The 12917-nt window shown below is 58.3% G+C and carries 10 protein-coding genes and 1 tRNA gene; 1 reads left to right on the forward strand and 10 read right to left on the reverse strand.

Annotated features, from left to right (window positions below):
- Positions 1 to 194: 194 nt before the first annotated feature.
- The 8 genes from htpG to pstB all read right to left on the reverse strand — a co-directional run bounded on the left by htpG (position 195) and on the right by pstB (position 8301).
- Complete coding sequence (gene htpG, locus ACTQ0H_RS06300; protein ID WP_427719038.1) at positions 195 to 2219, reverse strand: molecular chaperone HtpG; 2025 nt, start codon at positions 2217 to 2219, stop codon at positions 195 to 197.
- Positions 2220 to 2421: 202 nt separating this feature from the next.
- Complete coding sequence (locus tag ACTQ0H_RS06305; protein ID WP_427795298.1) at positions 2422 to 2922, reverse strand: GNAT family N-acetyltransferase; 501 nt, start codon at positions 2920 to 2922, stop codon at positions 2422 to 2424.
- Positions 2923 to 2961: 39 nt separating this feature from the next.
- A complete protein-coding gene (locus ACTQ0H_RS06310; protein WP_441057096.1) occupies positions 2962 to 3612 on the reverse strand; it encodes a tyrosine-protein phosphatase in 651 nt (216 codons plus the stop codon).
- A gap of 17 nt (positions 3613 to 3629) precedes the next feature.
- On the reverse strand, positions 3630 to 4367 hold the full coding sequence (locus tag ACTQ0H_RS06315) for a CpsD/CapB family tyrosine-protein kinase (RefSeq protein ID WP_441057094.1): 738 nt from the start codon (positions 4365 to 4367) through the stop codon (positions 3630 to 3632).
- 2 nt (positions 4368 to 4369) lie between these two features.
- Complete coding sequence (locus ACTQ0H_RS06320; protein ID WP_349074521.1) at positions 4370 to 5026, reverse strand: YveK family protein; 657 nt, start codon at positions 5024 to 5026, stop codon at positions 4370 to 4372.
- Positions 5027 to 5204: 178 nt separating this feature from the next.
- On the reverse strand, positions 5205 to 6629 hold the full coding sequence (locus ACTQ0H_RS06325) for a sensor histidine kinase (RefSeq protein ID WP_441064068.1): 1425 nt from the start codon (positions 6627 to 6629) through the stop codon (positions 5205 to 5207).
- 3 nt (positions 6630 to 6632) lie between these two features.
- The gene (locus tag ACTQ0H_RS06330; protein ID WP_441547943.1) at positions 6633 to 7385 is read right to left on the reverse strand and encodes a response regulator transcription factor; all 753 of its coding nucleotides are present in this window, start codon (positions 7383 to 7385) and stop codon (positions 6633 to 6635) included.
- A 40-nt stretch (positions 7386 to 7425) separates the two neighbouring features.
- A complete protein-coding gene (pstB, locus tag ACTQ0H_RS06335) occupies positions 7426 to 8301 on the reverse strand; it encodes a phosphate ABC transporter ATP-binding protein PstB (RefSeq protein WP_441064069.1) in 876 nt (291 codons plus the stop codon).
- A 251-nt stretch (positions 8302 to 8552) separates the two neighbouring features.
- Here pstB and ACTQ0H_RS06340 point away from each other — a divergent pair, with 251 nt between their 5' ends.
- A complete protein-coding gene (locus ACTQ0H_RS06340) occupies positions 8553 to 9893 on the forward strand; it encodes a D-alanyl-D-alanine carboxypeptidase family protein (RefSeq protein ID WP_441064070.1) in 1341 nt (446 codons plus the stop codon).
- A gap of 133 nt (positions 9894 to 10026) precedes the next feature.
- Here the strand turns inward: ACTQ0H_RS06340 and ACTQ0H_RS06345 are convergent.
- Positions 10027 to 10117 (reverse strand) — tRNA-Ser (locus tag ACTQ0H_RS06345).
- A gap of 96 nt (positions 10118 to 10213) precedes the next feature.
- Positions 10214 to 12400, reverse strand: coding sequence for a tetratricopeptide repeat protein (locus ACTQ0H_RS06350; RefSeq protein WP_441064071.1), 2187 nt, complete (start codon positions 12398 to 12400; stop codon positions 10214 to 10216).
- Between the last annotated feature and the right edge of the window lie 517 nt (positions 12401 to 12917).

Here is a 12917-nt window from a genome sequence, read left to right on the forward strand (position 1 = left end):
CAACGACTAGTTTGGACCACGGTAACGTCGATGTTTTGGCAATGCCAGCGAGCGGGCACCAGAGCGAACAAATTGGCATGAAAAGAGGACGGCATAGACCTTCTGGTCATGCCGTCCTCTTTGAATGACAAGTTGTCGCTCTGGTGCCCGCGCAGCGTCGACCGGTCCGCCGTTCGGCAGAACGGCGGAACCAATTACATAAGCTCGCAGACAGCCGCCGCGAAGGCAACGGGGTCCTCGGGCAAAATACCCTCGACGAGCAGGGCCTGGTCATAGAGCAGGCCGGAGTACTGCTTGATCTTGTCGGCGTCGCCCGCCTTCTGGGCAGCGACGAGCTTGGCAAAGACCGGGTGCTTGGCGTTGAGCTCGAGCACACGCTGGCTCTTGGGCATACCGTCGGGCGCACCCTCGGGACCCTTCTGAAGCACCTTCTCCATCTCGAGCGAAAGCGGACCCTCGGTGGTGATGCACGCGGGAGCATCGGTCAGGCGCGCAGAGACGGCGACCTTCTCGACCTTGTCACCGAGTGCCTCCTTCATGGCGCTAAAGAGGTCCTCGTTCTCCTTAGTGGCGTCCTCGGCCTCCTTCTTCTCGTCCTCGGTCGCCAGGTCAAGATCGCCGGTAGCGACATTCTTGAGCTCCAGGTGACGATCCTCGACCTCGGGCTCGGCACCGTCGGCAACAGCCTTCTCGGCAGCCTCGCGGGCAGCGTCGTCCTCGTAGATCTTGGGCATATCGACGGCAACGTACTCACGCATAGCCTGGAACGTGAACTCATCTACATCCTGCGTCAGCAGCAGCACGTCATAGCCGCGGTCGAGTACGCCCTTTACCACGGGCATCTTGGTCAAGCGCTCACGCGAGTCGCCGGCGGCGTAGTAGATGGCCTTCTGATCTTCGGGCATGCCCTTGGCATACTCGGCCAGGGTAATCATCTTCTGCTCCTTGGCAGACCAGAACAGCAGCAGGTCGGCGAGCTCATCGGCCTTCATGCCATAGCTCGAATAGATGCCGTACTTAAGGCCACGGCCAAAGTTCTCAAAGAACTTCTCGTAGGCCTCGCGGTCGTTGTCACGCATATCCTCAAGGTCGGCGGTAATCTTCTTTTCCACACGCTTGGCGATAGCCTTGAGCTGACGGTTCTGCTGCAGCGTCTCGCGCGAGATGTTGAGCGACACGTCGGCGGAATCCACGACGCCGCGGACAAAGTTATAGTAGTCGGGAAGCAGGTCGTCGCACTTCTCCATGATCAGGACGTTGGAGCTGTAGAGCGCCAGGCCCTTTTCGTAGTCCTTGCTGTACAAATCGAACGGCGCGCGGCCCGGCACAAACAGCAGGGCGTCGTACTCGAGCGTACCCTCGGCGTGGAAGCTGATGGTGCGCGCAGGATCGTCAAAGTCGTGGAACGTAGACTTGTAGAACTCGTCATAGTCCTTCTGCTCAACATCGGAGCTGCGCTTCTTCCAGATCGGCGTCATGGAGTTAACGGTCTCGAGCTCCTGGTAGTCCTCGTACTCGGGCTTGTAATCCTCCGGCGCGTCCTCGGGCTTGGGTTTCTGGCGGCTCTTGGAGACCATCATTTGGATTGGGTAGCGCACATAGTTGCTGTACTGCTGAATCAGGCTCTTGAGGCCCCACTCGGTCAGGAAGCGATCGTAGGTCTCGGCCTCGCCATCGGCGTCGAGCTTCTCGTTCTCGCGCAGCGTCAGGATGACATCGGTGCCGTGCTCGGCGCGCTCGCCGTCCTCGATGGTATAGCCCTCAAGACCGTCGGATTCCCACACATGGGCGACATCCTCGCCATAAGCGCGGCTGACCACCTTCACGTGGCTGGCGACCATAAAGGCCGAGTAGAAGCCCACGCCAAACTGACCGATGATGTCGACATCCGAACCCTGCTGCTCGGCGTTCTCGGTCTTAAACTCCTCGGAGCCGGAATGGGCAATGGTGCCCAGGTTGCGCTCGAGCTCCTCGGCGGTCATGCCAATGCCGTTATCCGAGATGGTAATGGTGCGGGCGTCTTTATCAAAGGAGACGCGAATAGCCAGGTCGCCCTGGTCGAGCTTGACGCTCGGATCCTGCAGGCTCTTAAAGTTGAGCTTGTCGACGGCGTCGCTCGCGTTAGAGATAAGCTCGCGCAGGAAGATTTCCTTGTTGGTGTAGATGGAGTTGATCATGAGGTCGAGCAACTTTTTGCTCTCGGTCTTAAATTGACGCATGTGCAGTCCTTTCGCGCTACCCCCGTCCGCAAAAACAGCTCGGTTGCCCGAGCCGTATCGCAGACCTGCTATGTTCAGACTTAGATTTTATAACCCATTAGCGCGCATATATACATGCGGAATCGAAAAACTGTATGTCCGAACACTCCGATGCGCCAATTGCCAAGGAGTGTCCCCAACTGCCGACAGAAAAGGAACGTCCCTATCTGCCATCTACGCGCTTGGCCATCCAGGCATGGGGTTGGCCCTCGTCTTCGTAGTCAACCGGGGCAATTTGTGTGTAGCCAGCCTTTTCATAGAGCGGCAACACGTATTCCTGCGCGTGCAGCTTAATAAGTTTAGCGCCGGCATCGCGTGCGCATGTATCGCTGGCCTCGACGATCGCGCTTGCCAACCCGCGACGACGCATAGCCGGCAGCACGGCGACGCGCCCCATAATGTAGGTCTCCCCCGCGGCGACGCCTTCGTCCAAGTCGCACGCCGGTGGCACCGGAGCCTCCGCATCTGCCGCGCGCTCCAGCTCCTCGGGAAACACGCGCGAGCAGCCGGTGAGTTGGCCATCCACATACAGCGTCACATGGATGCAGCCCGGGTCCTCGTCAATCTGGTCAAACTCGTTTTCATAGCCTTGTTCGTCCATAAAAACGGCGCGGCGCACCAGCGCCGCGTCCTCAAAGCAACCTGTCTTAAGTTGGATATCCAAGGCGGCCCCTTCATTCAGTAAGAACGTTAGGGACAGATTTTAGCGAAAATGAGCCCCGCGCACACTAAACTTCGCACGCGCTTTTGCCAGGCAATCGTAGTGGCCCACGTTATGGGCGTCACTCGCGATAAAGCTGTACAGATTTTGCTCGAACAGACGCTGCGCCGGCTTTTTCTCGCGACCAAAGCGCCCACCCGCAATAAAGTCGGCAGAAGCCTGCAGCTTACAGCCCATGTCGACCAGACGCTCGGCCACACTCACATCCTTTTGAACAGCGCGATATCGCTCGGGATGGGCGATGATCACCTGGTAGCCGCGGCATTGCAAATCGTAAATCGTACTCTCGTACTCTCTAAACGCATAGGAATCAGCATGCGTCGAAAGCTCGAGCAGGAACTCGTTGGTTCCATCGAAATGCAGGTACTCCGCAGCGTCGATGCCCAGCTCGACGAGCTTTCGGTGGTTGACCTCAAAGCCCATCTGAAGCGGAAAACCATCTGCGTTATCCCGCAATAGCTCAAAGGCATCCCACATCTTGTCGTAGTCAAAATAGGGATCTCGGCAATGCGGGGTGCAGACAATTCTGGTTACGCCAGCCTGCTTGGCAGCTGCAAGCATCGCCAAGCTCTCATCAAGATCGGCAGCGCCGTCGTCTACACCCGGCAAGATATGACAATGAATGTCGCGCATAGGTCGGCCTTAATCAACTAAACGTTTGCCCGGTTGGTAAAGATGCCCATTTTAGAAGCACCCTGAGCAGCGGAACCGTTCTTTACCTTCTTACCTTCCTTGGTGTAGTAAGAATAGTAATACTCGCTGGTCTCGGTCTCGCAGTAATTCATAACGGTACCGATGAGCTTGACCTTCTCGGACTTCTTAAGCTGAGCGATGGCGTTGAGCGCCTCCTCGCGCTTGGTGAAGTCTTCGCGCACCACAAACAGCGTGCCGTCAGTCAGGCTGGCGATCTCGGCAGCATCGATGAAGGTGCCGACCGGGGGAGCATCAAAGATGACGTACTGGAACTTGGCGGACAGTGCCTTTACCAGCTTGGCAAAGCGGTGAGAGACGATGATGTCGGCAGGATTGGGAATATGCGGCTCGGCATCGAGGAAGTAGAAGTTCTTCTGACCCGTCTCGACAATCGCCTGGTCAATAGAAACCTGCTCGGAAAGGACTGCGTAGAGTCCGCCGCGGGAGCGGACGCCGAGCATATCGGCAAGGGACCTGCGACGCATATCAGCCTCGACCAGCAGGACGCTCTTGCCGCTGGTGGCGATAGCCTGGGCAAGGTTGATGGAAACCGTAGACTTACCCTCGTTGGGAATCGAGGACGTGACGGTAATGGTGCGAATGGGATCATCCACGCTCGCAAAGCGGATGTTGGCCAGAAGGGTCTTGGCGGCATTCTGTACAACGAGCTTATCGGTGTTCTTTGCCTTAGCCATGCCTATTTACCACCTTTCATAGCCGGAATTCGGCCAACAACGGGAATGCCCAGGAGCTCTTCTGCCTCTTCTGCACCGCGGATGCGGGTATTGAGCATGTCTGCCAAAACGACATAGGCAACTGCGATAAAGATGCCCGCGAGGAACGCGACAGCAACGTACAGCATACGCTTGGGACCGCTGGGGGCTTCGGGGGTCTTAGCCTCGTCGATAACGTTGATGCTCTGGGCAGCGCCGACGTTCTGAGCGACCGTACTCACCGAGCTAGCTATGGCCTTTGCGACCTCAGCCGTCTCCTTGGCATCGGTGCCGGTAACCGAAAGCGTAATGACACGCGTGGTGGTCTCGGAGGAAACAGACACCTTGTAGTCATCCAGATCGGTGAGGCCCAGTTCCTTGGCGGCGCCGCTCTTAACGCTATCGCTATCCAGCAGCGTGGCGATATCGTTGGAAAGCATCTGGCTCGCCGAGAGATCGTTGTAGCTCATCTGACCGCTATCGTCGGTCTTGGCGAGAATGTACATGCTCGTCGTCGCGGTATAGGTGTTGTCCATCGCAACGAAGGACACGATGCCCATGGCGATCGCGCAGACCACCGGAAGGGTGATGACCAGCTTGAGGTGCTTTTTGAGCAGCTGGAACAATTCGAGAAGGGTCATGCAGCTTGCCTTTCAGTTCCCGAGTTCGTATTGACAAAACTGCTCGTATAATATCGCATATTTCTACCATGCCCAAGCTCTATACATAAGATACAGCGTCCGCGTGTAAGTTGCGCAACAATTCACGCGGTAGCGGAGGCGCGGGCGTACCGTCTAATCCTCGGTTTTTGCTATGCCGCTACGCGAACGGTCCCTCTTGTTGCACGGGAAACGTTACCGTAATGGTGGTTCCCACGCCCGGCTCACTCGACAGGTCAATCGCGGCGTGATGGTACAGAGCGGCGTGTTTGACGATCGCCAAACCCAGGCCGGTTCCGCCACGCGCCTTAGAACGACTCTTGTCCACGCGATAAAAACGCTCGAACACTTTACCCTGCTCCTCGGGCGCAATACCGATACCCGTATCGGCAACAGACAGGTACGGATGACCCTCGTCATTGGTCCCGCAGCGCAGCGTGACCGTACCGCCAGGTCGGTTGTAGCGAATGGCGTTGCTTGCAAGGTTGTAGATCAGCTCGTCAATCAGGCGCGGCACGCCTTCGATCACCATGGGCTTCGTCTCGTGCCCAATGGTCACATTCGACTGCCGGGCAACTTGCTCAAGACGCTGTTCCACCGTCAAAATGGCGCGAGAGAGCTCGATGGGTTCTGTGGACCCAATGGGCACCGCCTCGCCCTCGGATGCTCGCTCCGCCTCGTCCAAGTTGGAAAGCGTAAGAATGTCGTTGACGAGCGCTGCCAGGCGGCCCGCCTCGCGATAGATGCGGCCACCAAAGTTGCGCAAGTCGTCCTCGCCCTCAACCATGCCGTTTGCAATAAGCTCGGCATAGCCCGAAATCGCGGTAAGCGGGGTCTTGAGCTCATGGGTGATATTGGCCGTGAACTCGCGGCGCATTCGGTCGTTGTCCGCTAGCACCGCCATTTGGCGCTTGAGTTCCTGGCGCTGCGACTCGATACGCTCAAGCATGGGGACCATCTCGGCATAGGCGTGCTCATAGCTACGGCGTGGGTGGTCCAAATCTACCTCTTGCAACGGCGCGATGATTGCACGGGACTCGCGGCGCGCCATAAAAAACGAGAGTATTGCACCCGCTGCTGCGATAAGCAGCATCGGCGCCACCATCGACAGCAAAATCGCCGCAACGCCAGGCTGGGCTTGCGCCAAGCGGACAACCTGGCCGTTATCAAGGGCGACGGCGCGATACAGCATAATCTCGTCGAGCGTAGAGCTTGCGCGCTCCGCGGAACCCAAACCACTCTCAAAGGCCTCGATGACCTCGGGGCGATCGCCATGGTTGGGCAGTGAGGAAGGCGACGCCTCGTTGTCGTAGGCAACCGATCCATCCTTGTTAATCAGCGTAATGCGCAAGTCCTCGCGATCGAGGCTACGCAAGAACGGGATGGGCTCCTGCTGTTCGTCGAGGGCGGCAGCAATGAGCTCGGTTTCCTGCGCCAGATTGGCACTCGTGGCATCCGCCAAGGTGTTTTGCACAAAGAACGCACCCAGCACCGTAAACGCCACGATAACCGCCATGGCGCAAACAAAGATCGTCACAAAAACGCGGTGCGACAGCGTATGTTTTCCCTGGGGGGCGAAGACCACGGGCTACTCCTCCGATGCGGTGGCCGCGGTGTCGTCACCTTCGGCACCGTCACCGGCAGAAGGCTCGGCCAAGCGGTAGCCCACGCCGCGCACGGTCTCGATGGCGCTGGCATGCTCGCCCAGTTTTTGGCGAAGCGTCTGAACGTGCACGTCAACGGTGCGCGAACCGCCGTCGAAGTCCCAGCCCCACACGCTCTGCAGCAACGACTCGCGGGTAAAGACCACGCCGGGCTTGCGCATGAGGTACTCGAGCAGGTCGAACTCGCGCAGGGTGAGCTTAAGCGGCTCGCCGGCAACGGTCACCTCGCGATGGCTGGGCGAAAGCACGATATCGCCCACGCTGAGCACATCGCTCGCCTGCTTGACCATGCCGCCGCGACGCAGCAGTGCGCGGCAGCGGCTCGCAAGCTCCATGAGCGAAAACGGCTTAGTCAGATAATCGTCGGCACCGCCATCGAGCGCCATCACCTTGTCGAGCTCGGTATCCTTGGCGGTAAGCATCATGATGGGCACCGTCTCCGTCAGGCGATCGGCACGCAGGCGACGCATAATCGCCAAGCCATCGGTATCGGGCAGCATGATATCGAGCAGCACAGCATCGGGCACCCGTCGCGCCACGGCAGCCTTAAACTCACCGTCGCACGAAAAGCCTTCGGCCTCGATCCCCTGCTTGCGCAGCGCATAGACCGTCAAATCCCTGATGTTGTCATCGTCCTCGACGTAATAGATCATGTTGAACCCCTTTGCGGCCGGCATGACCGCATCTTAATCCTAAAGGTACCTTTACTAGATGGTATCAGCCAAAACGGCCCGTCAAATAATCCGCCGTACGCGGGTCGGTAGGATTTTTGAAAAGCTGAGCGGTGGGCGCGTGCTCCACCAACTCACCTAGCAAGAAAAACGCGACGGAATCGGATATGCGCGCCGCCTGCTGCATATTGTGTGTAACGACCACGAGCGTGCAGGTCTCTTTGAGCTCGCAGGCCAGCTGCTCCACCACGAGCGTCGACACGGGATCGAGCGCCGAGGTCGGCTCGTCCATCAGCAGAATATCGGGCTGCACGGCAAGCGCACGGGCGATGCACAAACGTTGCTGCTGTCCGCCCGAAAGCCTCAGACCAGACTCCTTGAGTTTGTCCTTGACTTCGTCCCACAGGGCAGCGCGGCGCAGGGAATCCTCGACCAGCTCATCCAGCACAGCGCGATCGCGCACACCCATACCGCGGGGGCCATAGGCGACGTTGTCGTAGATGCTCATGGGAAACGGGTTGGGGCGCTGGAACACCATGCCCACGCGCTGACGAAGGCGGCAGATGTCGTAATCGCCCAGGATATCTTGACCATCGAGCGCAATCTTGCCCTCGATGCGGCAGTCCTTGATGCCGTCGTTCATGCGGTTAAAGCAACGCAGCAACGTCGACTTGCCGCAGCCCGAAGGACCGATAAACGAGGTAATCTGCTTGTCGCGGATCTTGATGGACACATCCTTAAGCGCGTGGTGATCTCCATAGAACAGGTCGAGGCCCTCGACATCGATGCGCGTCGGCGAGGCGGCAAGGTCCTCTGCCGTGGGGCGAGTCGCATCCCCAACTTCGCGCTCATGCGCGGCCTCGGCCTGCGCTTCCATTAGCTCCTCGAGCTCCGTGGGCCCCACAGCCGCAGCAGCCGTCATACCGCATACCTCCACATCGATATCAAATCAGCAGTATCGATAGTAAAAATCGCAGCTCATATATGCGTGAGGGTATTGTCAAGTATTTGTAAGGACCTCCTCGATACGCGACGGGCAATCATATCGACCGTGCACACCCAAGCGTCCGCTCAGACACGAAGATAAACCGCACGCGCCAAACCCCAAGCGGCACAGCCGGTAAACGATATACTCTAGAGCCAAAGGAGACCATCCCGTCGAAAGCGAAATCAGTGAAGCATCTTACCCCTCTTGTAAAGCGTTCCGCGCAGCTGACCGTTGGCCTTGCCTGCGCCGTCGCCCTTGTCGCCGGTATTCCGTCCGTCGCCGGCGCCCAAGTGCTCACGACCGATAACATCTGCGGCAAAGCCGCCGATGCACGCGGCATTGCAGCCGAAGACCTGCCCGATATCGATGCCTCCAATGCGTTTGTCATGGGTAAAAACGGCTCCGTCTACTATGCCCGTAGCGCCGACGAGCAAGTCAAAATCGCCTCGATCACCAAGGTCATGACTGCAATCCTCGCGGTCGAGAACTGCAAAATGGACGAGAAAATCACCGTGAGCAACGCGGCGGCAACCGTAGGCAACTCGACCGCGGGACTCCTCGAAGGCGACGAGCTCACCGTCGAGCAAGCGCTGCGCGGCCTGATGATCCCCTCGGGCAACGACGCCGCCATCGCGCTTGCCGAACACGTGGGCAAAAAACTTGACCCCAAGACCAAAGATGCCGTCGCTACGTTTGTAAAAGCCATGAACGAGCAGGCCAAGAAGCTCGGCTGCACGGGAACGCTCTTCGAGAACCCGCACGGGCTGGATTTTGACGAATGGGCCGGCGATATGCATTCAACCGCACACGATGTGGCATTGATGATGCAAGAGGCCATGAAGGACGACACGATTCGCGAAGTCATGGCGAGCAAAGATCCCTGGATCGAAGTGACGGGCGCCGACGGCTCCGATCATTCGCATTCCATGGAAACGCACAATGTTTTATTGGACCAAGACGGCAATATCGGCGGTAAGACCGGCACCACCGACGATGCCGGATACTGCTTTGCAAGCGCCTACAATCGCGATGGCGACGAGATCTATACCGTTGTCTTGAACTCCAGCACCACCGACCAGCGTTTTGCCGATACGGCCACACTTGCTAGTTGGTATTACGACCACAAGGTAACGGTCGAAATCGCCAATACGCAAAAGAAGACCGCCAACGGAAATCCGCTGATGGCACGTGTCAGTCAAACCGACTGGACAGACAAAACGATCGACGCCACGCTTGCCGACCCCACCGCGCAGGCAACGGTGTTCTCACTCGCCGGCGAAGTGACCGAAAAGGTTAGCTACGATGACCTTTCGGGCACGGTGCATGTTGGCGATAAGGTGGGCAGCGTTACGCTTAAGCAGGACGGCACCAAGATTGCCGTCATGGACCTGGTTGCCGACGAGGAAGGAACGGGGCCCAATCCCATCGAGTGGCTGCTCGTGAAGCTCGACCGCCTGGGCCGCCGCATCGACAACCGCCCGCTCACAGCCGAGAGCGAGACCGTAGCCAAGGCTCCTGAGGTGTAGGGCCAAAGCGATATCACATCGAACCAAATGAGGCGTCCAACGGGGCGCCTCATTTTTTGAGGGTTCGAATCCCCAGTTAACATTCTTCTAATCAAAAAAGGGCCCCAAATGGGACCCTTCTTTCAAGTCATACTGGCGGAGAGCTGGGGATTCGAACCCCAGATGCCCTTTTGGGGCATACTCGCTTAGCAGGCGAGCACCTTCGGCCTCTCGGTCAGCTCTCCGTAACAGCCGTTCCATAGTAACCAAACACTCGAATCCGGGCAAGGGGAAATTTTGATAATTGGCCGGCAGGCTTTCCTCCCCCATAAATCAAACCCCTATCCCAACGACCGGCTGAGGGATCCGAGCTCATCGTTTCCCATCGTGCGCCACATTTGGAAGATGCAGACGCGTGCCAGGAAAAAGAAACCGTTATCGACCAGCTGCACAGCAGCGTCTGCCAGCTGGTTGGACACGGCGGGCACCGGCGGCAGTTCGAGCCCGGCCTTACTGATGGTCTCAACCGCTTCCTCGAACGTCGGTGGCTCATTGACACCCATCTCGTTCATAAGGCCCTGCATTTCCTCCAGTGCGTTGCTACCCGACTCCTCGCCGCGCGGTACCAAGCGGTAGCACGCCAACGCCAGCTGGAGCTGATCGCAGTTCCAGTAGGCAAACGCTAGGCGATAGAACAGGTAGCCGATTGCGGAACGGTCACTGGCAATGCGCAGGCCGTGGCGCGCCACCTCAATGACCTCGTCATAGCGCTCCAGACGCGCCAGCACGTTGATGAGTGCAAAGTGTGATTGCATGGATGAGCGCGCCAGATCGTAAAGATGACGCACCTCGGGCAATGCCCGCTCAAAATCCTCCTGATCGGCGTAAAAGCTGCAAATCTCATGCTGGGCAAAGTACAGCGCATCGGGAGCGCGCAAAATACGAACGGAGCGGTCTTCCTCCATTACCGGCAGCACCATACGCACCAGTTGGTTGTCGCAAAACAGCGTCTGGACCGGTCCTGTCGCCAAAAGCTCGGCAACGGCGCACTTGGCCTCCAGCTCCTCAACAAGACGGGAAAAGCCCTCAAACGCACCCGCGCGGTCGACTTTTGCCCGCTCGCGCAACTCAGCGACGCGCGCCACATACGGGTCATCGCCCTCCTCCATAACCTCAAGCTCATCAGCCGTATCGGCAAGCAGCAGGTCGCGCAACGCCGGCGGCAGCGAACGGTGGTCGTCACGCGGGCGAGCATGAACCTCAGCGGGCTCAATCGCATCCGGCGCGTCCGACTCATATGCCTCAAGCATGCGCTTGCACGGCATATCATCCATATCCATACTTTCAAAATTCTTAGCGGCGGGAACGCAATTGGCCAGATAAGCCGCACGCCCAAAGGAATATGTTGCAATGATGCGCTCGCCCCGCTCGCCATCGGGAGCCGCAATCTGAACGTAGCAGCGCGTAATGCTGGCACCGGCAGCAAAACAAGCCGCTGCTAGCGTGAGCGCCACGCGCGCATCGTGCTCGGTGGCCCATGCTGCGCGCTTAGGCTCATCCACCTCGCGCCAGGCATCATCTTGAGCATCGTATTCGCGCTGCGGCATAGCATCGACAACCGTTCGGCCAAATCGAACCAGCATGATGCCCTCGGCGACGTTCGCCCGATAGGTGTAGTCGAGCCGCGTGACCACGTTGAGTGCTTCTACGATACGTGCAAAGCGGGTGCGAACGTCCCACTCGCCGCCTGGCTGGCAAGCTACCGTACCCGGTTTGGCCCACGGGTTGTCATTCGACAGCGTTTCGAGCAGGCGAGGAACGTCGTTTGTCGTCTTGCTGATATGCCATAGGTCAAAGAGCGAGCAGCCCTCAAAGCTTGGCGACGAGGCAACGGGGCCCAACCCTGCCCCAATACGCTCAAGGATGCCGGAGAGGCGGTTAAGACGACACTCGATAGCAAGCAGCATGTCAATCTCGTCTTGGTCCAGCAGGCTACGATCAAAATTGAGATAGAACAGCTTTGAGCGGTCGATACGCGCTAGGCCCATCTCGGACTTGGCAGCGATGGTGCGCAGTCGGGGCAAATCGACCTCGCTCATAAGGGCGGCGGCATAACGCTCGATACCGCTCGGATTATCGGCATGGTCAACGCGGTAGAGCAGCGTCTCGATAGCATCGGGGAGCGGTGCCGTGTTAAAGCCCAAAAACACCTCGACCGGCTCGGGCAACTTTACGAGTTTGATCTTGTTGGCGGTGTTTTTTATACCCTCATCAAGCTCGTCGGCAGGTACCGTGTTCGCAAGAGCGTTGTTGGGGTCGGCAAATATCACGTAGCGCAAGAACATCGAGGCCATAAACTCGCCATAAGGGAGAGCACGGCTCGAATTCCATGTCTCGTGGTCGGACTGCTCACGCATGGGCCCTTCGGGAGAGCCGGCCGTTCGCGCACAAGCGCGCATTGCACCGTTGGCTCCCCGCACCAAAATCTCGCCAACACTGGAATCGGACTCGTCAAGGACCAATTTCATATCGGGGTTCTTGGGCAATGGCACTTTCTGAACAGGGCCGTCAACCTTATAGACCTCACCTGACACGCTCACGTAGCCCAAAAGCGATATGTGGCTTTTGCCTACGAATTCGACGACGTAGCAAGACTCTTTAGGATCCTCGCCAAAAACTTTCCAGACAACACCATACGAGCGCCCCGCGGGTTGCTCTGGCATCGATGGAAAACGCTTTTTGGGGTCGAGAAACCTGAGCTTGTATGTCGGACGCTCTGCCACGAAATATCACCCTGATCGGTCGTATAGCGAAGGAGTGGTCACGGACGGACCGCGACATCTACTCGGAATCTTACACGAGTCGATAAGAAATAGTCTCCCGCGGGCGGAGGCGCACGATTCCAGTCGAGTGTCTGGGGTCGAATGGCGGCGTAAAAGAAAAGCCCCCGTTGCCGGAGGCTTCAAGTTCGATTGGTGCGGCGTATAGGATTCCGCGCATCCGCTTCGCGGATCCGCACCGGCTTCGCCCGCCTGCCGGCGCGCT

The sequence above is a fragment of the Collinsella sp. LCP21S3_A3 genome (assembly GCF_052118905.1).
Lineage (GTDB): Bacteria > Actinomycetota > Coriobacteriia > Coriobacteriales > Coriobacteriaceae > Collinsella.